Origin of the sequence: Serratia sp. AKBS12 (assembly GCF_024793895.1) — a bacterium.
Taxonomy (GTDB): Bacteria; Pseudomonadota; Gammaproteobacteria; order Enterobacterales; family Enterobacteriaceae; genus Serratia_F.
Genome location: NZ_JANUSB010000002.1, coordinates 400,331 through 422,122, shown reverse-complemented (window position 1 = coordinate 422,122; position 21,792 = coordinate 400,331). Strand labels below are relative to the sequence as shown.

Genomic DNA, 21,792 nt, shown 5'->3' with positions numbered 1-21,792 from the left:
TATAAAAAAACAGCGGGCTGTTAACCCGCTGTCTGATACGCATCGCTGCCGGTGTGAACCAGAAATTACAGCGCGGCGATGGTCGCCTGCTGTTCTTGCAGCTTCACTTTGCCTTCTTTGCAGGCCGCCAGACGTTCGCGCTCTTTGGCCACCACCGCTTCCGGTGCGCGGGCCACAAAACCAACGTTTGCCAGCTTGCCTTCGATGGCGGCGATCTCGCCGTCCAGCTTGGCCATTTCCTTCGTCAGGCGCGCAATTTCCGCATCCTTATCGATAAAACCGGCCATCGGGATCAGCAGCTCGGCACCGTCCACCAGTTTGGTAACCGATACCGGGCCTTTTTCGCCCGCCGGCAGCAGGGTGATGGATTGCAGACGCGCCAGTTTTTCGATGAAGCTCTGGTTGTCCTGCACCCGGCGCTGAGCGTCGCCGCTGGCATTGCGCAGCAGCACTTCCAGCTGTTTGCTTGGCGCGATGTTCATTTCGGCGCGAATGTTGCGCACCGCGGTGATCGCCTGCTTGATCCACTCCAGATCCGCCAGCGCCTGCGCGTCTTCCAGCGCGGCGTCGTAGACCGGGAACGGCTGCAGCATGATGGTATCGGCGCTGATGCCCTTGATCTGTTTAACCCGTTGCCAAATGGTTTCGGTGATGAACGGAATGATCGGATGCGCCAGACGCAGCAGCGCTTCCAGCACGGTGATCAGCGTGTGGCGGGTGCCGCGGCGTTCCGCTTCGCTGCCGTTGCTGACGATCGGCTTGGTCAGCTCCAGATACCAGTCGCAGAACTGGTTCCAGGTGAACTCGTACAGGATGCCGGCCGCGATATCAAAGCGGTAGCTGTCCAGCGCCTCGCGGTAGGCTTTTACCGTGCGGTTGAATTCCGCCAGGATCCAGCGATCCGCCAGCGACAGCTGTTTTTCGCCGCCGTTAAAGCCGCAATCCTGATCTTCGGCGTTCATCAGCACGAAACGGCTGGCGTTCCACAGCTTGTTGCAGAAGTTGCGGTAACCTTCCAGACGCTTCATGTCCCAGTTGATGTCGCGGCCGGTAGAGGCCAGCGCCGCCAGGGTGAAGCGCAGGGCGTCGGTGCCGTGTGGCTCGATGCCGTTCGGGAACTGCTTTTCGGTGCGCTTGCGGATTTTTTCCGCCAGCTGCGGCTGCATCATGTTACCGGTGCGTTTTTCCAGCAGGTCTTCCAGCGAAATACCGTCCACCATGTCCAGCGGGTCGATCACGTTGCCTTTGGACTTGGACATTTTCTGCCCTTCGTCGTCGCGGATCAGGCCGGTCATGTACACGGTGTGGAATGGCACCTGCGGCTTGCCGTCTTCGTCTTTGATAAAGTGCATGGTCAGCATGATCATGCGGGCAATCCAGAAGAAGATGATGTCGAAGCCGCTGACCATCACGCTGGTCGGGTGGAAGGTTTTCAGCGCGTCGGTCTGCTCTGGCCAACCCAGGGTGGAGAAGGTCCACAGGCCGGAGGAGAACCAGGTGTCCAGCACGTCTTCGTCCTGGCTCAACGCCACGTCGGCGCCCAGATTGTTGTCGCGACGCACTTCGTCTTCGGTACGGCCGACGTAGACCTTGCCGTTGGCGTCATACCAGGCCGGAATACGGTGACCCCACCACAGCTGACGAGAAATACACCAGTCCTGAATGTCGCGCATCCAGCTGAAGTACATGTTTTCGTACTGCTTTGGCACGAACTGGATATCGCCTTGCTCAACCGCTTCTACCGCCACTTTGGCCAGCGGTGCGGTGCGCACGTACCATTGGTCGGTGAGCATCGGTTCGATCACCACGCCGCCGCGGTCACCGTAAGGCACCGTCAGGTCGTGCGGTTTGATCTCGTCCAGCAGGCCGAGTTCGTCAAAGGCGGCAACCACCGCCTTGCGCGCGGCAAAACGCTCCAGGCCACGGAACTGCGCCGGGATCTCGTTACCATAGTCACTGCAGGCTTCGCCGAGGGTGTTGAACACTTCTGCTTCCTGGCGGATATCGCCGTCGAAGGTCAGAATGTTGATCATCGGCAGGCCGTGACGCTTGCCCACTTCGTAGTCGTTGAAATCGTGCGCCGGGGTGATCTTCACGCAGCCGGTGCCTTTTTCCATGTCGGCGTGCTCGTCGCCGACGATGCGGATGCGGCGGCCGACCAGCGGCAGAATGATTTCCTTGCCGATAAGACTCTTGTAACGCGGGTCTTCCGGGTTGACTGCCACGCCGGTGTCGCCCAGTACGGTTTCCGGACGGGTGGTGGCGACGATCAGATAATCTTTGCCTTCTGCGGTTTTAGCGCCGTCGGCCAGCGGATAACGCAGATGCCACATCGACCCTTTGGACTCGCGGTTTTCCACTTCCAGATCGGAAATGGCGGTGCGCAGTTTGGGATCCCAGTTCACCAGGCGCTTGCCGCGGTAGATCAGATCTTCCTTGTACAGGCGGACAAACACTTCCTTCACCGCGTTGGACAGGCCGTCGTCCATGGTGAAGCGCTCGCGCTCCCAGTCCACGGAGTTGCCGAGGCGACGCATCTGGCGGGTGATGGTGCCACCGGATTCGGCCTTCCACTGCCAGATTTTGTCGATGAAGCCGTCGCGGCCGTAGTCATGGCGGGTTTTGCCTTCTTCCGCCGCGATCTTGCGCTCCACCACCATCTGGGTGGCGATGCCGGCGTGGTCGGTACCTGCCTGCCACAGGGTGTTTTTACCCTGCATGCGCTGGTAGCGGATCATGGTATCCATGATGGTCTGCTGGAAGGCGTGACCCATGTGCAGGCTGCCGGTGACGTTCGGCGGCGGGATCATGATGCAGAAGCTTTCCTGGCTGGTATCGCCATTCGGCTTGAAGTAACCCTGACTCTCCCAATGGTCGTACAGCTTCTGTTCGATTTGGGAAGGATCGTATGCGGTATCGAGCTGACTGTTTGTCTTTTCCATTTTATTTCGTAATTCAGTGAGTTGGCGGCGTTGCCGTGGTCAAGTGGAAGCCGACGCTGCGATAGGCTTTGTATCGGTCGCGCGCCAACTGTTTCAAGGTTTCTTCGTAAGGCACGAAGTCTACCACTTCATGGAAAGCAGTAGCAAAATCTGCAAACTGCGGCAGCAGGGCGATCAGCAGATCGCGTGGCGCATTACCGCGTTTGCCCGGCCAGCATAGCTCGACCGGCGCGCCGTAATGCGGCCCTTCGCCCGCCAGGTTGTGCGGCACGAACTGATGTGGATCGCGCTGCCACAGCGCTTCGTCCAGCCGCTGCGCCTGTTCCTGAGTTTCGCAGGCAATCAGCACGCGCTTTCCTGCGCGCCAACGTTCGGCGGCCACGTCGCAGGCCACGGCTTCATGCGCGCTGAGCGCGCCGACGGGCTGGTCGGTTTCGAGGAGGTAAAACGTTGCCTGCTTGATCATCTGATTCACCGCTGCCGATAAAAAAACAGGGCACAACGTAGTGGTTGCGCCCTTTTGGGACGGAGCAGATAGCTCTGCTCCTTCGCTGCTGAGAGGATTATATACCCATAGGTTTCAAGTTGCAGCCAACGGCGCGGCTTGAAAGATGTCGGGCATTTAATCGTCGCCGTTCAGCCCCGCACGGTTGAGCAGGAACTGCGACAGCAGCGCGACCGGACGGCCGGTGGCACCCTTGGCCTTGCCGGAGCGCCAGGCGGTGCCGGCGATGTCCAGATGCGCCCAGCTGTACTTGCGGGTAAAGCGCGACAGGAAGCAGGCTGCGGTAATTGCCCCGCCCGGACGGCCGCCAATGTTCGCCATATCGGCAAAGTTGGAGTCCAGTTGCTCGTAGTATTCGTCGGCCATCGGCAGGCGCCACGCGCGATCGCCGGCCTGTTCGGACGCGCCGATCAGCTCGTGCGCCAGCGGGTTGTGGTTCGACATCAGCCCGGTGATATGGTGGCCCAGCGCAATCACGCAGGCACCGGTCAGGGTGGCGATGTCAATTACCAGCTCCGGCTCGAAGCGTTCGACGTAGGTCAGGGTGTCGCACAGCACCAGACGGCCTTCTGCGTCGGTGTTCAGCACTTCCACCGTCTGGCCGGACATGGTGGTCAGCACGTCGCCCGGACGGTAGGCGCGCCCGCCCGGCATGTTTTCACAGCCGGCCAGTACGCCGATCACGTTCAGCGGCAGGTTGAGTTCCGCCACCACGCGCATTACGCCGTAGACGGTGGCGGCGCCGCACATGTCGTACTTCATTTCGTCCATGCCGTCGGCCGGTTTGATCGAAATGCCGCCGGAATCGAAGGTCAGGCCCTTGCCGACCAGCACGATAGGCTTAGCGTCCGGGTTCGGGTTGCCCTTATATTCCATTACCGACATCAATGATTCGTTCTGCGAACCGGCGCCGACCGCCAGATAGGCGTTCATGCCCAGCTCTTTCATCTGCTGTTCGCCAATCACGCGGGTGGTGACGTTGGTGCTGAAGGCGTCGGCCAACTGCCGCGCCTGCGACGCCAGGTAGCCGGCGTTACAGATGTTCGGCGGCATATTGCCGAGATCCTTCGCCGCCTTGATGCCGGAAGCGATCGCCAGGCCGTGCTGGATGGCGCGCTCGCCGCTGGTCAGTTCGCGGCGGGTCGGCACGTTGAACACCATTTTGCGCAGTGGGCGGCGTGGCTCCACCTTGTTGCTTTTCAGCTGATCGAAGGTGTAGAGCGTTTCTTTGGCGGTTTCCACCGCCTGACGCACCTTCCAGTAGGTGTTTCGGCCTTTTACGTGCAGCTCGGTGAGGAAGCACACCGCTTCCATCGAGCCGGTATCGTTGAGGGTATTGATGGTTTTCTGAATCACCTGTTTGTACTGGCGTTCATCGAGCTCGCGCTCTTTGCCACAGCCGATCAACAGGATGCGCTCGGAGAGAATGTTCGGCACGTGGTGCAGCAGCAGGGTCTGACCGACCTTGCCCTCCAGTTCACCACGGCGTAACAGGGCGCTGATATAACCATCACTGATTTTGTCGAGTTGTTCTGCGATAGGGGACAGGCGGCGCGGTTCGAAAACGCCGACTACAATACAGGCACTGCGCTGTTTTTCCGGGCTACCGCTTTTTACACTGAACTCCATGCACTCTCCTGAATCTTAAAGACAAAGGCGGACGCTACGGCTAGAATGACCCACTCCGTAACGATCTCCCGCCAATGAGTTAACTAAAGTATGTTAACCTTTACGGCGTAAATTGTTCTGTTTTGGCGACTATAGGTTTGTTCCTATAGGGCACCCAAACGGCTTGATGTTCTAATACTATTTTAGCTGTGAAGGTTGCCATATGATGAGAATAAATGGCGGATTAGCGAAGAAACTATCGATTTTCCTGCAAAAAGACAAGTTTTCACAGGCGTAATAAGCGTGATCATCATTAGATATCTGGTACGGGAAACGCTCAAGAGCCAAATCGCGATCCTGTTCATCCTGCTCCTGATCTTCTTTTGTCAGAACCTGGTCAGGGTGTTAGGGGACGCGGTGGACGGCGATGTCCCGACAAATTTGGTTTTATCTCTGCTCGCATTGGGTGTGCCGAAGATGGCGCAGCTAATCCTCCCATTAAGCCTGTTTCTCGGCTTGTTGATGACGCTTGGGCGTTTGTATACCGAAAGCGAAATCACGGTGATGCACGCCTGTGGTCTGGGCAAACGCACGCTGATTGTTGCCGCCATGGTGCTGGCGCTGCTCACCTCGCTGGTTGCCGCCGCCAACGTCTTCTGGATTGGGCCGTGGGCCTCCAGCCATCAGGATGAAGTGATCGCCGAAGCCAAGGCCAACCCGAGCATTGCCGGGCTGGCGGAAGGGCAGTTCCAGCCGTCGCAGGACGGTAACGCGGTGCTGTTCGTCGGCAACGTGAAGGACAATACCTTCAACAACGTGTTCCTGGCGCAGCTGCGGCCGAACGGCAACCAGCGACCGTCGGTGGTAGTGGCGGAGCAAGGCCAGATCAACCAGATGAAAGACGGCTCGCAGGTGGTGACGCTGGACAAGGGCACCCGCTTTGAGGGTACCGCGCTGCTGCGCGACTTCCGCATTACCGACTTCAGCGATTACAAGGCGGTGGTCGGCCACCGCGCGGTGGCGATAGACAACACCCAGGCCGAACAGATGTCGATGCGCACCCTGTGGCAGTCTGACGATCAGGAAGCGCGCGCCGAGTTCCACTGGCGCCTGACGCTGGTGGTATCGGTGGTGCTGATGGCGCTACTGGTGGTGCCGCTGAGCGTGGTCAACCCACGTCAGGGCCGGGTGCTGAGCATGTTGCCGGCGATCCTGCTGTACCTGATTTTCTTCCTGCTGCAGACCTCGCTGCGCTCTAACGCCGGTAAGGGCAAGCTGGATCCGATGCTGTGGATCTGGCTGGTGAACGCGGTGTACTTCGCCATCGCGCTGGCATTGAACCTGTGGGATACCGTGCCGATGCGCAAGCTGCGCGCACGCCTGAGAGGAGCTGCCTGATGTTTGGCGTATTAGACCGTTATATCGGTAAAACCATCTTCAACACCATTATCATGACGCTGTTCATGCTGGTGTCGCTGTCCGGCATCATCAAGTTTGTCGATCAGCTGCGCAAAGTCGGCCAGGGTGAATATTCCGCTCTGGGCGCCGGCATGTATACCCTGCTCAGCGTGCCGAAGGACGTGGAGATCTTCTTCCCGATGGCGGCGCTGCTGGGCGCGCTGCTCGGGCTGGGCCAGCTGGCGACGCGCAGCGAACTGGTGGTGATGCAGGCTTCCGGCTTTACCCGCCTGCAAATCGCCGGCTCGGTGATGAAAACCGCCATTCCACTGGTGCTGCTGACCATGGCGATCGGCGAATGGGTCGCGCCGCAGGGCGAGCAGATGGCGCGTAACTACCGTGCGCAGCAAATGTACGGCGGTTCTCTGCTGTCGACCAAAAACGGCCTGTGGGCGAAGGACGGCAACGACTTTATCTACATCGAACGGGTGGCGGGCGAGAACGAACTGTCCGGCGTCAATATCTACCACTTCAACGATCGTCGTCGGCTGGAAACGGTGCGCTATGCCGCCACCGCCACCTTTGAAGACGGCGCCTGGCAGCTGTCGCAGGTGGATACCTCGGATCTGACTAACGAAAAACAGGTGACCGGCACCCAGACGCTGACCGGGGTATGGAAAACCAACCTGACGCCGGACAAGCTCGGCGTGGTGGCGCTGGACCCGGATTCGCTGTCGATCAGCGGCCTGCATAACTACGTGAAGTACCTCAAGCAGAGCGGTCAGGAAGCCAGCCGTTACCAGCTGAACATGTGGAGCAAAATCTTTTCGCCGCTGTCGGTGGCGGTGATGATGCTGATGGCGCTGTCGTTCATCTTCGGGCCGCTGCGCAGCGTGCCGATGGGGATGCGCGTGGTCACCGGCATCAGCTTCGGTTTTCTGTTCTACGTGATGGACCAGATCTTTGGCCCGCTGAGCCTGGTGTATAACATGCCGCCGGTACTCGGTGCGCTGTTGCCAAGCCTGCTGTTCCTGCTGATCAGCGTGTATCTGCTGCTCAAGCGCAGATAATCCGCTTTGCCGGCCCCTGTACATCGAGGGGCCGGATCCCTGCCTTTGGCGCCAGGCGTCGTTACATCACCCAATCCAGTACCAGCACCCCGACCAGGCTGATCGCCCAGGCGATGGTGGTCGGCACCGACCACACCATGATCTGCTGTTTTACCTCCTTGATGCCCATCATACGGTTCACCACCCAGAACATACTGTCGTTAAAATAGCTGAAGAACAGCGCCCCCAGCGTGGCCGCCTGCGCCGCTGCCAGCATGTTGATGCCCGGCAGTTGGCTGACGATCGGTGCCGAAATCGAGGCGGCGGTGATCATCGCCACGGTGCCGGAGCCCTGAATCAAGCGCACCAGCGTGGCGATAACAAACGGGATCAGGATCGGCGACAGCGGCAGGCTGGCGACGTGCTGTGCCAGCAGATTGCCGGTACCGCTTTCGCGCAATACCGCTCCCAGCGCACCGCCGGCGCCGGTCACCAGCAGGATGATCCCCGCCGATTGCAACCCTTCCTCCAGCCGTTCCAGCGTTTGCTGCTTGTCGACCTTTGGCATCAATGTGGCCACCGCCAGCAGTACGCTGATCGCCAATGCAATCACCGGCGAACCGAGAAAGGCGAAGCTCTGGCCCCATAGGCTGCTATTCAGCCCGCTTAGCCCGGCGGTTTTCGCCAGCATGTTATTCAGCGCGTTAATGAATATCAGCACGATCGGCGTGACGATCGGCAGCAGCGACAGCAGCAGACCGGGCAGCGGCTTGGCGGCCTTCTCGGCCAGATAGTTCTGGTGGGCGGCGTGCAGATCCAGCGGCGGCTCATCGTCCGGCTGTAGCGCAAATTCCGGGTATTTGCTGCCCAGCCAGCGTGCGTAGAGCACGATGCCGATCACGCACGGGATGGCCAATATCAGCCCGGACAGCATCATCGCACCGATATCGACGCCAAAGATGCCGGCCACGCCCAGCGGTCCCGGCGTCGGTGGCACCGCGTGGTGGGTGATGATCAGCCCGCCGGCCAGCGCCACGCCGAGCGTCAGCAGGTTGCGCTGGCCCTTTTTGGCCAACGCTTTCACCAACGGATAGAGAATGACGAATGCCGAATCGACGAAGATCGGGATACTGACGATATAGCCGGTAATCGCCAGCGCCCACTCCTCGCGTTTTTTGCCCAGCCATTTGATAAAGCTGTAGGCGATTTGTTCGGCAGCGCCGGAGACTTCCAGCACTCGGCCCATCATTACCCCCAGCCCGATGACGATGCCGATGCTGCCGAGAGTCGAACCAAAGCCTTTGGTGATGGCGTCGATGGTTTGCACCGCGCTCAGCCCGCCGGACAGCCCGGCGATCGAGGCGGCGATCAGCATGGCGATCAGCGCGTGCACCCGGGTGCGCAGTACCAGGAACACCAGCACGAACATCGCCACCGCCAGTCCGATAATCGGAATGTACAATTCCATAATCAGCTCCCGCCCTGTTGCTCGTCGCGCATAAAGGCGCGGATCGCCTGCTGGAAGTTCTCGTCGGCGACGAAGCCCATGCCCAGCGCGCGGCGCACGTCGAAGTTGCCCGGCCAGCTGGCGACGATGCGGTTTATCGCCTCATTGGCCTCAAAGCGCACCAGGCTGCTGACCTGCTCGCCGGCCACCTCGCGCAGCGCGTCCAGCATTTCTTGTACCCGCACGCTGATGCCCGGCAGGTTGACGGTGCGCGCGGTGCCGAACGCCTCGGCGGGCAGCGTGGCGGCGTGGATAAAGTTGCGCACCACGCTGGCCGGGCTGGACAGCCACAGCGCCAGACTCGGTGATACCGGGCACACCGCCGGCTCGCCGTGCAGCGGCTCGCGGATAATGCCGCTGGCGAACGATGATGCCGCCTGGTTCGGCTTGCCCGGCCGCACGCTGATGGTCGGCAGGCGCAGCACGCGACCGTCGACAAAGCCCTTGCGCGCATAGTCATTGATCAGCAGCTCGCACATTGCCTTCTGCGTGCCGTAGGAGGACTGCGGCGTGACCGCGCAGCCGTCGTCGATCAGCGCTGGCAGTTGGCCGCCGAACACCGCCAGCGAACTGGTGAAGATAAATTTCATCGCCGGTGCCTTGCGGCGTGCGGCCTCCAGCAGCTGCCGCGTAGCGTCGAAGTTGACCTGCATACCGAGATCGAAATCGCTTTCGGCGTGGCTGCTGACGATGGCCGCCAGATGGAACAGCACGCCGCATTCGGCGTCGATCAGCGCCTCCGCTGCCTGTGGCTGGCTGAGATCGAGCGCGACGCAGCTGACGCGTGGATCGTCCAGCGGCGAGCGCGGCAGTTGGATGTCTGCCAGTACCAGTTGGTCAAAACTCAGGCTGTGCTGGCCTTGCAGCAAAGCGGTGGCCAGGCGCTGACCCAAAAATCCGGCTCCGCCGGTGATGATGATTTTCATGTGTTATTCCTTGCCAAGCGTTGTGATTAGAGTTGGACGTTGTGCAGCCGCAGGCCGCGTTCTTTGAGCTGTTGTTGTGCCTCTGGCGCCAGCGCGGCGTCGCAGATGATGTCGTTCAGCGCTTCCAGCGGACAGACGCGGAACATGCCGTACTTGCCGTATTTGCTGCTGTCGGAGACCAGCACCCGACGGCGGGCGACCTCCAGCAGCGCCTGCTTCACCAGCACTTTTTCTTCGTGCGGGGTCGACAGCCCGTGCTCCAGATCCCACGAACTGGTACTGATGAACGCCACGTCGATGTTCAACGTGCGCAGCAGCATTGCGGCGCTGTTGCCGACGCAGGAATAATTGCGCTGATCCACCAGCCCGCCGGTGTGGAACAGGCTGAGCTGCGGGCGGTTCATCAGGTGCTGGATGATGGAAAAATCGTTGGTGACTACCGTCAGGTTGAAACGCTCAGCCAGATTGCGGGCGATTTCATAGGTGGTGGTGCCGGCATCCAGATACACCACCTGACCGTCCTCCACCAGCGTGGCGGCATACTTGCCGATGGCACGCTTGTGGCGGTGGTGCAGTTGGGCCTTTTCGTTGTAGGCCAGCTCCTGGCGCAGCGTGTCGCTCAGCCGCACGCCGCCGCTGACGCTGATCACTTTGCCTTCCTCCTCCAGCACGCGGACGTCGCGCCGCACCGTCATATGGGAGACGCTCATCAGCTCTGCCAGGGCTACGATGGGCACCAACTGGTATTCATGCACATAGCGATAGATAAAATCGCGGCGTTCGGACGGGATCATGCTCGCTCCTCAGGCACTGACGACAGGCCGTCGTCGTGGCTGTTATTTTTTGTTATCACGGGAAATATTTGACGATCTGATTTAACAAGTAAGCGATAGTGGTCACAATTGCGGCACGGAAGCAATGTGATGGATGTCTTTTTAATTATTTGAAATTAGTGAATTTATTTTGAGTTGATGCGCGAAAGGCTGTGAACAACCGCCTGTGATAAATAATGTGACGTATAACAAGGTTTGTGAGCGGGCGAGCAGGAGGGTGGGGCGGGATGGCAGGGCGGGATGGCGGGGCGGGATGGCAGGGCGGGATGGCAGGGCGGGATGGCAGGGCGGGATGGCAGGGCGGGATGGCCGGGAAGTGCGAGCCAGAGCATGCGCCGCCGTTTTTTTCAGCACTTAACTCTTTGACGCCACGATAACTATTGCGCGGCGATCGCTGGTAGGTATAATACACCCGTTTTCCGCATACTACTTCAGTGCCGAAGTGGCGAAATCGGTAGACGCAGTTGATTCAAAATCAACCGTAGAGATACGTGCCGGTTCGAGTCCGGCCTTCGGCACCATTAGTAACCGCGCGAACAAGAAGCCACCGAAAGGTGGTTTTTTTGTGTCTGGAGTTTGGTATCTGTACGGTTTTTCCCCGATTTTTTACGCTACCTAAGGCAAACCGCTGGGGATAATTGCGGGTGTCTCGCGATTCGATAATTATTCATACAGAGCCCCTGAAAGAATGCTCGTTATGGCTGTGAGTGATGAGAAGGTTCGTACAGCTAAGCCTGAAGCAAAAGCTTATACGCTGACTGACGGTGAAGGCATGGTTTTGTTGGTTCACCCTAACGGTTCGAAATATTGGCGGCTGCGTTATCGTTTTGGCGGCAAAGAAAAGATGCTTGCGTTGGGAAAATATCCTGGAGTTTCGCTGGCGGATGCCAGGGCACGTAGGGATGAGGCCCGTAAGCTGTTAGCTAATGGTGTCGATCCAAGTGAGAACAAGAAAGCCGTTAAGGTAGCGCAGGAGCAAGAGGCGATAACGTTTGAAGTGGTTGCTAGAGACTGGCATACCAGTAATCAGAAGTGGTCCGCATCGCATAGCGCACGTGTATTGAAAAGCCTTGAAGATAATGTCTTTGCTGCTATCGGTAAGCGGAACATTGCTGAATTGGAGACGCGGGATCTGCTTGTACCCATCAAGGCTGTGGAGTCATCCGGGCGTCTTGAAGTCGCCGCCCGTTTACAGCAGCGGACGGACTACCGCGATTATGAGGTTTGCTGTACAGAGTGGTTTAATCGATTATAACCCTGCGCAAGAGATTGCCGGTGCGGTTGCTACGGCTAAACGGCGGCATCGCGCTGCGCTAGAGCTTAATCGCATGCCTGAATTACTTCACCGTATTGATCATTACTCCGGCAGGCCGTTAACTCGACTGGCTATAGAACTCACATTGTTGGTTTTCATCCGTTCAAGCGAGCTGCGTTTTGCCTGCTGGTCAGAAGTGGATTTTGAAACGGCCATGTGGACGATCCCCGGTGAGCGTGAAGCGCTGGACGGTGTTAAACATTCACAGCGAGGTTCAAAGATGCGGACGCCCCATCTTGTTCCCTTATCGCGTCAGGCCTTAGCTATTCTGGAAAAGATCAAAAGCATGAATGGGAACCGAGAGCTGATCTTTGTGAGCGATCACGATCCGTGTAAGCCTATGAGCGAAAACACAGTGAACAAAGCTCTGCGAGTGGTGGGCTATGACACGAAAACGGAAGTATGTGGGCATGGTTTCAGGGCCATGGCGTGTAGTTCGTTGATTGAGTCGGGGCTGTGGCCTAGAGATGCGGTAGAGCGGCAGATGAGCCATCAGGAGCGTAGCTCTGTTCGGGCAGCTTACATCCATAAGGCGGAGCATCTTGGGGAGCGTAGGTTGATGCTGCAGTGGTGGGCTGATTTTCTGGATGCAAATGCAGAGAAGTCAGTAAGTCCCTTTGACTTTGCTAAACAGTACTCAAGATAGTTACCGAACCAAATTCAGCTGGAAGGTTTGAGGCCTTAACCAGCCAGAGGTAGGGCGCGTTTTGTACTCGTGGATAAACAGTATTCACGGCCAACCTACATTGGCCTGCCAATGCCTAAATAGCACAAAGAGCTGGGCCTCTTCTTTGACCTGAATATTAACTAACTATATGATTTTACAAAAAAATTATTTTCCCTCAACGGGGGCGTCCATTGTAGTCCTTAAAAAAGTAGGAGTGGATAAATCACCAATAGCAACCGGAGAAAGAAAACACAACATTTATTGCAGTAAGCTACGTTTTAACTCAAACGCAAAACGTGCTACATTGTATTTCACTAAGAGGTGAAATTATGTCGACAAAACCCACTACAACAATACGAATCGACTTGGATGTCAAGAGACGCGCCAGTGAAGTGTTCGACGAAATAGGTATCGGCATGTCCGCCGCAATAAATACATTTCTTAAAGCGGTGGTTCGCGAGGGTACTATGCCATTTGATATAAATTTAGAACGCCCTAAGTTACACTCAAAATCAGGAAATGCCACTCTCAATCATGCCTTCATCGTCAAAAAGGATGAGTTTTATACGCAGTATGAAGACGTAGCTAGGGAAATGATGAAGCATCGGGAGCAGTTAAAGGGTAAAACTATACTCTGTAACTGTGATGATCCTTTCGAGTCAGCTTTCTTCCGGTTCTTTGTACTGAATTTCGAAAAGCTAGGACTTTCGGGCTTGACATCCACTTGCTACGCCGGCTCTCCGATTGCGGGCCGTGAATACCCATTAGAGGGCGTGACAGGAGCCTATAAAGCTGTAGTCACTGAAGTGCCTGTTGATACTCTGGTAAGGCCTGACGGTTCGCTGGATTTAGAGCCATTATTTACATTGCCAGGAAATTCTCTTGAGCATCTTACTGGTGACGGAGATTTCCGTTCAAATGAATGTGAAAGTTTGCTCAAGAAAGCAGATATAGTGGTCACTAATCCTCCATTTAGTCTTTTTCGCGAATACATTAGCCTATTGGTGCGTCACGAAAAAGATTTTATTATCCTTGGAAATATGAATGCAGCGACATATAAAGAGGTATTCCCTCTTTTCTGTCATAACAAAGTTTGGTACGGAGAATCTATCCGTTCCGGGGATCGCAAATTTTATGTTCCTGACAGCTATCCGTTAAATGCATCTGGTTGCGGTATAGATGAGGGGGGGCGACGTTTCATCCGGGTAAAGGGCGTTCGCTGGTTCACCAACCTTGATACCAGTAGGCGACATGAGCCTATAGAATTAACTTGCCACTATTCTCCAGAAGAATACCCACGTTACGAAAACTACGACGCAATTGAGGTCGGACGCACCCAAAACATTCCTGTCGACTACGATGGAATTATGGGAGTGCCAATTACATTTCTCGACAAATACAGTCCAGATCAGTTTGAAATCGTCATGCTTGCCAACGGCAACGCACGTAGCAATGTATCTTCAAGCATTCTCAAAGAGGCTGGATATCGTCCGCATCCTGAAGATAGGGGAGGAGTAGGTATTATCAATGGCCGGCGCGTTTATGCAAGAATTTTAATCCGCAGGAAATCTTTATGAGCAACCTAATGCGCGTACCCTGTGCATATCAGGGGGGTAAGCAGCGTGTAGCAGCTCAGATAGTCGACCTTCTTTTTGAGTCTAATCCCGGTCCGGACACTCTATTCTATGACCTGTGTTGTGGGTCTGGCGCAGTATCTATAGAATTGGTTAACAGAGGCGTCGATCCATCACGCATAAGGATGCTTGATATTAGCTCATGGGGGGCATTCTGGTCTGCTATTGGCTCCGGAACATTCAATATGGATATTTTTGATGGCATTTTATCCGGATTGCCTAATGATAAACGCTTTTTTAAAGCTTATATGTCTACGCTATCGGCGCTTCCAGTGAATGACATCGAGGCTGAACTATATCCAGTGCTTCAGGCCTGCTCCTTTGGAGGTAAGCAAATTTGGCGCAAAGGCGAATATTGGGCAAATGCCTGCTTCAGGGATTACTGGGAACCAACCGCAACCAGTATTCGTCGTAGTCCTGCCAACCCAATGCAGCCATCACCTGTCGAGTTGCGTCGCCGAATTGATGCCCTCGTAAATGGCATGAAAGGAGTAAGCTGTCTTCATATGGATATAATGACATTCTTGGATAATCCTTTACCTGAAAATGCTATCGTCTATGTAGACCCTCCATATAAAAGCACAACAGGTTATGCATTTGGTTTCGATATCCCATCGTTCATAAACCGCTTTCGAGAGTTTAATCGCGCTCCGTTGTTTATTTCGGAGGGAGTCCCGCTGAATGAAAGCGCTATATTGCTTACTTTTGGCGGTGCCAAAGGCGGCATCAGCGGGAACAGGAAAGGGAAACACGAAGAATGGTTAAACCGTTTCTAGAGTAACCCAAGCTGCCTGGCGCTTGTCGTAGCCCCATTTCGTGCCAAAATACGAGAGGCCGCCTTAAAATTCTCAAGCTCCGATGCGGCGAATACTGACATATAAAAATAATCACCTTGAATTTTAGTAAAGGTGATTATTTTTCTGACTAAGTATTCAGCCTCGCCTTTGGCTCTAAAAGCGTCAGTGATCTTCCTTCCGGAAGTACTAGTTCCTTTTATTTGCAGCCTCCATGTGCCATTTGCGTTATTCCCCTCAGGAAAAAGTATAGTGTTGGCAAAATAGTCAACCCCTTCAAAATTGAGGGTTATATTTTTATACTGGTCAATAGCTGCTGGATCTAGGCCAAAAAACTCAACCCCACCACGCATAAACTTTTTATTTCCAAGGTCAAAAGAAGTACCGCTGGGGTCTCCGTGTTCCACCAGAGACTTCTTAGAGAGATCAAGAATGTTACGTGATCCTCCTGTCATTTTCCCTGTTTCAAACCAGATGGTCTGCCCCTCTTTTTCCAGGGAAGCTGAGTGAGATTCCGTTGGATGCTTGATAATTGCTGTCGATTGTTCCACCTGCAACATACCGATACGAGGAAGTGGAGCTGAGACACCATTACCAAACAAACCCACCTGGGCTCGTTCTGTTTTATCCTTAGTTGCCAATCGAATCCTTTCGGCGACCTCTTTAAACACATATCCATTCTCAAGGAGCGTTTCTATGTCGTCTCGTGACGCTATCGGCATGAATGAATTGTCGAGTGACGTTAATTCCCCAATGTATTTCTCCAGTCCACTGACTATTTCCCCCTCATTTTCGTTCGTCCCGTCAATTGCGATATGTACTGAGCTTTCAAAGTTGGTCCATAGGCCTCCCCCGGTTAGATTGTGTGAGCCTACAACAATCAAACTTTTGCTATTCCCTAAAAACTGGTAGATTTTTGAATGGAATGTCTGCGCCTTTTCAGCATGTATAACATTCAAAGAGTCAGTATTCAGTAGCAATGCAGTCAGAGCCTCGTACGATGTCCCACCAAGGTCGACCCCTAAGTAAGCATTAACGATTCCGCCGCGTTTTCTGAACCTCTCAAGCGAATCTTTAATTCTAAGGACACCACTGTTCTTCGCGAAAGCGACTACGATATTCAGCGTGTGGTAATCCGGTGACTCGAGCAATTCAATCAGACGGTTTCCAAGCTGTCCGGTAAAAGGCTGGTTCATCAGTTCCATTCAGTTCTCCTTTGGACTATCCTGTTTCTCATAGTTTCTTCGGGCTTTTTGTTTTGAACACATAAACATCAGTCTCAACAAAGGCATAAGCAACATAATAAATATCTTTTTGCATGTCGGATAGTCTCTTGACCTGCTCCCCGTTGATTAACACACCCCGATGTTAGTAATGTCTTCATAAGCCACATGAGGACATCCCCATGAAGAAGCGTTTTTCCGACGAACAGATCATCAGTATTCTTCGCGAGGCGGAAGCCGGAGTTTCTGCCCGTGAGCTCTGCCGTAAGCACGCCATTTCCGATGCCACTTTCTACACCTGGCGCAAGAAGTTTGGTGGCATGGAAGTTCCTGAGGTGAAGCGGCTTAAATCTCTTGAAGAGGAGAACGCCCGCCGCAAGAAGCTACTTACCGAAGCCATGCTGGATAAGGAGGCTCTTCAGGTGGCTCTGGAGCGAAAGTGCTGACGACAGGCCAGAAGCGGGAAGCCGTTGAGTTTATGTTTGATGCGACCGGTCTGTCGCAACGTCGTGCCTGCAGGCTTACAGGTTTGTCCCTGTCGACCTGCCGCTATGAGGCTCAGCGTCCGGCAGCTGATGCGCATTTATCAGGGTGCATCACTGAGCTGGCACTGGAGCGCGGGCGTTTTGGCTACCGCCGCATCTGGCAGTTGCTGCGTCGGTAAGGCCTTCACGTCAATCACAAGCGGGTATACCGTATTTACCACCTTAATGGACTGAGCGTAATACGCAGACGACGCCGTAAAGGGCTGGCGACCGAACGGTTTCCGCTTCTGCGCCCGGATGCCCCGAACCTGACACGGTCGATGGATTTCGTTATGGACGCACTGGCCAACGGTCGGAGGATCAAGTGCCTGACCTGTGTGGATGATTTCACGAAGGTGTGTCTGACGATCACCGCCGCTTTCGGTATTTCAGGCGTTCAGGTCACGCGCATTCTGGACAGCATCGCGCTTTTTAGGGGCTATCTGCGGGCAGTCGATATTCTGCGGGCGCGACAGGCAACTGGTTTATTGAAAAGAAATCGTAGTAGCGCGGCACGGTGAACATTGGGAATAGCCTTCCTGATTCACACTGCAGCTTTCCTTACTTATTTACTCATTCCAAAAAGCACCTGCCGATGCTGGTTGGTGCTTTTACTTATATGGCGAAATATCATGCAAATAGAAGCTGTGATTTTAACTGGGCACATTATCGCAAGTACAATCCGGGAATGCTGGGCCGTCGTTGTTGATGGTTTTGACGCATGCGGCGAACAAGCTTATGATCCAGCTTAATTTCTTTTCCTTATGAAGGGACGGGTATGGGCAACAGAATGTGGATGATCCGCGGTGACGGCGGCAAGCTCTATGACGATTTTCGCGATAAGCAAATTGTAGGCATCGGTTGGTCTCAGCTGGCTCCATTAGTTAAACCCGGCCTGTCCCGAGCCCAGTTACTCGCCTTATACCAGGAGGCAGATCCTTTAACAAAGCTGGGAACTGCGCGTTCTGGTGCATCGCAGGTCTGGCGTTTTGTGAATGAGATCCAAAAGGGTGATTGGGTTATTACCTATTCGCCAGCCAACCGTACTTATTTGCTAGGCAAAGTCACTTCAGACTTCCAATATCATCCTGAATGGATTGAAGAGGGGATGGGGATCGCTCGGCAGGTTAAATGGAATACTGAAGAAATCGACCGCGATAGACTGTCTGTTGCTACCAAAAACACATTGGGTTCTACGCTGACAGTTTTCCAGCTTCCAGAATATGCTCTAGAAGAACTTTTGCAGGACAAGAAACCCACTGTAGATGTGATTACTCAGAGTCCAGTTGTGATGGATGAAGATGAGGTCGTTTCTGATCCGCTCCGCGATATGGAAATGCTGGCGTTTGAGGGTATCAAAGATCGTATCAACTCTCTTGACTGGGACGAGATGCAAAATCTGGTTGCCGGAGTTTTACGTAGTATGGGCTATAAAACGCAGGTGTCACCTGCGGGTGCCGATCGGGGTAAAGACATCATTGCTTCACCTGATGGATTCGGTTTTGAAAATCCACGTATTATCGTTGAGGTAAAACATCGCAGGGAGCAAATGGGAAGCCAACAGATCCGCAGCTTTATCGGCGGTCGCCACAAAGACGATCGCGGGCTTTATGTCAGTACCGGTGGTTTTACAAAAGATGCTCGATATGAAGCCGACCGTTCGACAATACCACTGACTCTCTGGACACTTGATGATCTCGTCCGTGCGCTTATTGAGAACTACGAACAAGTTGATATCGAGACTAAACTTTTGGTGCCTCTGAAGAAAACGTTCCTGCCAGCCTGAGTCTTGCTTCGACAGCCATATCGGTGTTCTACTGGTGTGGCTTTATACCCACTTGCAATGTCTATTTTTTGTACGGATCTTAACTTGTGGGTACAAGTGCGAGTATAACTAATTATTCCTGTTTCTAAACAATATTAATATCAGTCTTCTAGGCGTAAAATTCGAGTCCGGCCTTGCCATTAGTAACCGCGCGAACAAGAAGCCACCGAAAGGTGGTTTTTTTGTGTCTGGAGTTTGGTATCTGTACGGTTTTTCCCCGATTTTTTACGCTACCTAAGGAAAACCGCTGGGGATAATTGCGGGTGTCTCGCGATTCGATAATTATTCATACAGAGCCCCTGAAAGGATGCTCGTTATGGCTCTGAGTGATGAGAAGGTTCGTACAGCTAAGCCTGAAGCAAAAGCTTATAAACTTATTGACGGTGAAGGCATGGTGTTGCTGGTTCACCCTATCCATAAAGCGGAACATCTGGATGTTCGCAAGCTTATGTTGCAGTTGTGGGCTGATTTTCTGGATGCCAATCGGGAGAGAGCGATTACGCCGTTTGACTATGCGAAGAGCAACTGGGGGAATAGCGTGTGAGTTGAATGTCTTTATTTCTCGGTTGATGTTTAAAATAAAATGACCAACCAGCTCGCTTAGGACTGGTTGGTCGCTGTATTTTTTACCGTTGTTTTCAGAATTCTAACTGCCAGGTGGAGAGTCGACAGACAAAAAAGATGTCTGCAATAATGCCTTGAATGTACATATAGTTGCGAGCATCATCGCAAATATGTGTTCATGGATTCTTCAACGCAATGACCTCAGACAAAACCCTAAAGCAAGCGATATCAAATATTACTATTTGGCGCAAAGGCGAACAGCGTGCGCCACATAAGCCATTATTGCTGCTGCACGTCCTCTCACGCTATCGGCAGGGTCATGATCGCCTGTTTAACTATGGTTCTGAAATCTACGAGCCCCTGTTGGATCTTCTGGAACGTTATGGACCGCAGCGCCGTGACCAGCGCCCGGACATGCCGTTCTGGCGTCTGAAGGGCGATGGCTTCTGGGAACTACAAAACGCGGAACTGTGTTCAACCAATGGTAGCCGCCAGCCGCCCCGACGTGAACTCATCGAATATAATGTCGCGGGTGGATTTAATGCCGACAATTTTGCGTTGGTGGCAAAAAATCATAGGTTAATTGATACGCTGGCGCAGCAGCTCCTGGAGGCGCATTTCCCGGCCAGTATTCAGGAAGACATCGCTGACGAGATGGGTTTTGATATTCGCACCTCTCTTCGTCAACGCGATCCGAAGTTCCGCCAGATGGTGCTACGTGCTTACAATTATCAGTGCGCTATTTGCGGCTTCAACATGCGCCACGATAATGCGCCGATTGCTCTGGAAGCTGCCCATATCAGATGGAAGCAGCATCATGGTCCTTGTGAAGTACCTAATGGCCTGGCATTGTGCGTAATTCATCATAAAGCGTTTGATCGTGGTTCGATTGGCTTGGATGAAAATATGCGTGTGATGGTTTCCGACGCGGTGAATGGTGGTGGGGTGGTACAGCGGCTGTTCTGGGATTTTGCGGGAAAAGCGATTGCGTTGCCATCGGTTAAAGAAAATTATCCGCGCGAGCGGTTTGTGGAATGGCACAGGAAAGAGGTGTTCAGAGGAGAGCATTGAACTGGGGTAGGGCAGTTATTTTGCGTGTGGTATATAAACCATTCAGCCTTGATGACTAAATGGTTTGTCAGGGACAATCACGATGCTTCACGTTCTGCAAGTTCGGAGTCACCGGCATAAGGGACTTTTCCAGAAGGTACAACCTTTGCAGCCGCGATGAAATGCACATCCTGATCGTCAAAGAAAATGTGTGGCTTAAACGCCTTTAGAACTTTTGTTTTCTCTACACCGCCGAGAAAAAAGCCTCATCGACATTATACTCCCCAGCTTCTGAGCGTTTTAATGACGCGCATTTCTGATGGGCTGTTTCTGGCCGTCACAAGTGTAATATGGACGGGAGAATACTCAACGTGGGTTGGCAGTCGTTCCTGAAGCTTGGCTATTTTTTTAACAGAGTGGCATATGGTCCCCCTTCCATTCTACTTATTACCGCCGTTAAAAATGGGAGGTTATCCTCTGACATACCCAAGAAGAACGATGAAAAGATTTTCTTTTCGTTAGCGAGAATTTCTCACCAACAAGAAAAACTCATTTTTGTGTTTCTTACACTCTTTTGTGTTTTAATGATATCATTACTTCTTGGCAAGTGGGGAGGGCATCATGCAAAACAAAATTAAAGAACTTCGTACTCAACTATCAATCACTCAGCGTGAATTGGCGGATATGGTTGGTACCAGCCAACAACAGATCCAACGTATCGAGACAGGAAAAGTTGCGGCCAAGTTAGGGCTGGCGCAAGCGATAAGCGCTGTCTTAAATAAACCACTGAAGGCAGTTTTTCCTGAAAGTGATAACTTGCTGAAAAAATTGCGCAATCAGACTAGCCGTAGCGACGAGGAGCTGGAAAAAATTGCTGCTAATGGTATTGAAATGGATGGCTGCATTTGGACGGTGAAACTCTGGTTACGAGGGCAGCAAGATTATTTGCTGTTACCTATTTCCCCGGCTGATAAGCGTCGTTTTTACTCATACTTTCAGGAAAGAACAGCGCCTGATTATGAGCATTTCTTTGTTTTCGACTCTGAACAGCATCGTTATGCTTTAAATGCCCGAGAGGTGATTTTCCACCAATTCTTGTTTGATGGTTTTCCACCTATTCCTGAAGAAGAGGATGGTGAGGCAAATGAAGGAAGATATGGGAATGTCCATATCACCATGGTGAATGGTGGTCCGGTTATTGAGCTTTACTGTGAGCCAGATGAGTCCGAGGACGAAAGTGATGGCGATATCGGTCAGTTGAATGCATTTTTTGACATTCTTGAATCAGAGCCGGAATCAACCGAGCGGTATCAGTTAACCGACATAGATGGGGAAGATGCTTTTATCCGTATTGGTTCTATTGCGATGGTGCGAGTCGCGCTTGATGCGCTAGAGTCTGTCGAGGAAGATAACGAGTAACAGAGTTCG

Annotated in this window: 14 protein-coding genes, 1 tRNA gene and 5 pseudogenes; 12 read left to right on the top strand and 8 right to left on the bottom strand. The window is 53.7% G+C overall.

From position 1 onward, the window contains the following. Window positions 1–65 precede the first annotated feature (65 nt). The 3 genes from NYE85_RS01915 to pepA form a co-directional block, all read right to left on the bottom strand. A complete protein-coding gene (locus NYE85_RS01915) occupies window positions 66–2,942 on the bottom strand; it encodes a valine--tRNA ligase (RefSeq protein ID WP_259002630.1) in 2,877 nt (958 codons plus the stop codon). 13 nt (window positions 2,943–2,955) lie between these two features. Then, complete coding sequence (locus NYE85_RS01910; protein WP_259002797.1) at window positions 2,956–3,405, bottom strand: DNA polymerase III subunit chi; 450 nt, start codon at window positions 3,403–3,405, stop codon at window positions 2,956–2,958. Window positions 3,406–3,564: 159 nt separating this feature from the next. After that, complete coding sequence (gene pepA, locus NYE85_RS01905; RefSeq protein WP_004955813.1) at window positions 3,565–5,076, bottom strand: leucyl aminopeptidase; 1,512 nt, start codon at window positions 5,074–5,076, stop codon at window positions 3,565–3,567. 282 nt (window positions 5,077–5,358) lie between these two features. Here pepA and lptF point away from each other — a divergent pair, with 282 nt between their 5' ends. Next, window positions 5,359–6,453, top strand: coding sequence for an LPS export ABC transporter permease LptF (lptF, locus tag NYE85_RS01900; protein WP_259002629.1), 1,095 nt, complete (start codon window positions 5,359–5,361; stop codon window positions 6,451–6,453). Then, window positions 6,453–7,523: an LPS export ABC transporter permease LptG gene (gene lptG / locus NYE85_RS01895; RefSeq protein WP_004955810.1), complete on the top strand. Its 1,071-nt coding sequence runs from the start codon at window positions 6,453–6,455 to the stop codon at window positions 7,521–7,523. Before lptF ends, lptG begins: the two co-directional genes overlap by 1 nt. Before the next feature lie 61 nt (window positions 7,524–7,584). Here lptG and NYE85_RS01890 read toward each other — a convergent pair whose 3' ends face one another. Genes NYE85_RS01890 through NYE85_RS01880 form a run of 3 tightly spaced genes read right to left on the bottom strand, consistent with a single transcriptional unit; the run spans window position 7,585 to window position 10,729 of the window. After that, window positions 7,585–8,973: a GntP family permease gene (locus NYE85_RS01890; protein ID WP_405050652.1), complete on the bottom strand. Its 1,389-nt coding sequence runs from the start codon at window positions 8,971–8,973 to the stop codon at window positions 7,585–7,587. Continuing rightward, window positions 8,973–9,935 (bottom strand): D-erythronate dehydrogenase, encoded by a 963-nt coding sequence (denD, locus tag NYE85_RS01885; protein WP_259002627.1) that lies wholly within the window; start codon window positions 9,933–9,935, stop codon window positions 8,973–8,975. The genes NYE85_RS01890 and denD overlap by 1 nt, the downstream gene beginning before the upstream one ends. Before the next feature lie 26 nt (window positions 9,936–9,961). After that, on the bottom strand, window positions 9,962–10,729 hold the full coding sequence (locus NYE85_RS01880) for a DeoR/GlpR family DNA-binding transcription regulator (RefSeq protein ID WP_259002626.1): 768 nt from the start codon (window positions 10,727–10,729) through the stop codon (window positions 9,962–9,964). Window positions 10,730–11,204: 475 nt separating this feature from the next. Here NYE85_RS01880 and NYE85_RS01875 point away from each other — a divergent pair. The 4 genes and pseudogenes from NYE85_RS01875 to NYE85_RS01860 all read left to right on the top strand — a co-directional run bounded on the left by NYE85_RS01875 (window position 11,205) and on the right by NYE85_RS01860 (window position 15,160). Further along, a tRNA-Leu gene (locus NYE85_RS01875) sits at window positions 11,205–11,289 on the top strand. Between the two features lie 176 nt (window positions 11,290–11,465). After that, window positions 11,466–12,729 (top strand): annotated as a pseudogene (locus NYE85_RS01870) (tyrosine-type recombinase/integrase). 350 nt (window positions 12,730–13,079) lie between these two features. Further along, the gene (locus NYE85_RS01865; RefSeq protein WP_259002625.1) at window positions 13,080–14,327 is read left to right on the top strand and encodes a type II toxin-antitoxin system RelB/DinJ family antitoxin; all 1,248 of its coding nucleotides are present in this window, start codon (window positions 13,080–13,082) and stop codon (window positions 14,325–14,327) included. After that, window positions 14,324–15,160 (top strand): hypothetical protein, encoded by an 837-nt coding sequence (locus NYE85_RS01860; protein ID WP_259002624.1) that lies wholly within the window; start codon window positions 14,324–14,326, stop codon window positions 15,158–15,160. Before NYE85_RS01865 ends, NYE85_RS01860 begins: the two co-directional genes overlap by 4 nt. Here NYE85_RS01860 and NYE85_RS01855 read toward each other — a convergent pair. Beyond that, window positions 15,157–16,383 (bottom strand): phospholipase D family protein, encoded by a 1,227-nt coding sequence (locus NYE85_RS01855; RefSeq protein ID WP_259002623.1) that lies wholly within the window; start codon window positions 16,381–16,383, stop codon window positions 15,157–15,159. The two genes, NYE85_RS01860 and NYE85_RS01855, sit on opposite strands and share 4 nt — an antisense overlap. Before the next feature lie 200 nt (window positions 16,384–16,583). Here NYE85_RS01855 and NYE85_RS01850 point away from each other — a divergent pair. The 5 genes and pseudogenes from NYE85_RS01850 to NYE85_RS01830 all read left to right on the top strand — a co-directional run. Further along, a pseudogene (locus NYE85_RS01850) lies at window positions 16,584–17,368 on the top strand (IS3 family transposase); the annotation flags it as partial. Next, window positions 17,366–17,446 (top strand): annotated as a pseudogene (locus NYE85_RS01845) (TA system toxin CbtA family protein); the annotation flags it as partial. The pseudogenes NYE85_RS01850 and NYE85_RS01845, both read left to right, overlap by 3 nt. A gap of 257 nt (window positions 17,447–17,703) precedes the next feature. Beyond that, window positions 17,704–18,711 carry a restriction endonuclease gene (locus tag NYE85_RS01840; protein WP_259002622.1) on the top strand — a complete coding sequence of 336 codons (1,008 nt, stop codon included), beginning with the start codon at window positions 17,704–17,706 and terminating at the stop codon, window positions 18,709–18,711. Between the two features lie 451 nt (window positions 18,712–19,162). Then, a pseudogene (locus tag NYE85_RS01835) lies at window positions 19,163–19,294 on the top strand (integrase); the annotation flags it as partial. A 215-nt stretch (window positions 19,295–19,509) separates the two neighbouring features. Next, window positions 19,510–20,385, top strand: coding sequence for a phosphorothioated DNA-binding restriction endonuclease (locus NYE85_RS01830; RefSeq protein WP_259002621.1), 876 nt, complete (start codon window positions 19,510–19,512; stop codon window positions 20,383–20,385). Between the two features lie 77 nt (window positions 20,386–20,462). Here NYE85_RS01830 and NYE85_RS01825 read toward each other — a convergent pair. Then, window positions 20,463–20,747 (bottom strand): annotated as a pseudogene (locus NYE85_RS01825) (5'-nucleotidase). A 238-nt stretch (window positions 20,748–20,985) separates the two neighbouring features. Between NYE85_RS01825 and NYE85_RS01820 the strand changes: the two are divergent. After that, on the top strand, window positions 20,986–21,783 hold the full coding sequence (locus NYE85_RS01820) for a helix-turn-helix transcriptional regulator (RefSeq protein WP_259002620.1): 798 nt from the start codon (window positions 20,986–20,988) through the stop codon (window positions 21,781–21,783). The last annotated feature ends 9 nt before the right edge of the window (window positions 21,784–21,792 follow it).

Bases quoted from the DNA above. Each gene is read 5' to 3' on its own strand.
- NYE85_RS01915 (WP_259002630.1), bottom strand. From the start codon at position 2,942: ATGGAAAAGACAAACAGTCAGCTCGATACCGCATACGATCCTTCCCAA.
- pepA (WP_004955813.1), bottom strand. From the start codon at position 5,076: ATGGAGTTCAGTGTAAAAAGCGGTAGCCCGGAAAAACAGCGCAGTGCC.
- lptG (WP_004955810.1), top strand. From the start codon at position 6,453: ATGTTTGGCGTATTAGACCGTTATATCGGTAAAACCATCTTCAACACC.
- denD (WP_259002627.1), bottom strand. From the start codon at position 9,935: ATGAAAATCATCATCACCGGCGGAGCCGGATTTTTGGGTCAGCGCCTG.
- NYE85_RS01880 (WP_259002626.1), bottom strand. From the start codon at position 10,729: ATGATCCCGTCCGAACGCCGCGATTTTATCTATCGCTATGTGCATGAA.
- NYE85_RS01865 (WP_259002625.1), top strand. From the start codon at position 13,080: ATGTCGACAAAACCCACTACAACAATACGAATCGACTTGGATGTCAAG.
- NYE85_RS01860 (WP_259002624.1), top strand. From the start codon at position 14,324: ATGAGCAACCTAATGCGCGTACCCTGTGCATATCAGGGGGGTAAGCAG.
- NYE85_RS01855 (WP_259002623.1), bottom strand. From the start codon at position 16,383: ATGGAACTGATGAACCAGCCTTTTACCGGACAGCTTGGAAACCGTCTG.
- NYE85_RS01840 (WP_259002622.1), top strand. From the start codon at position 17,704: ATGGGCAACAGAATGTGGATGATCCGCGGTGACGGCGGCAAGCTCTAT.
- NYE85_RS01830 (WP_259002621.1), top strand. From the start codon at position 19,510: ATGACCTCAGACAAAACCCTAAAGCAAGCGATATCAAATATTACTATT.
- NYE85_RS01820 (WP_259002620.1), top strand. From the start codon at position 20,986: ATGCAAAACAAAATTAAAGAACTTCGTACTCAACTATCAATCACTCAG.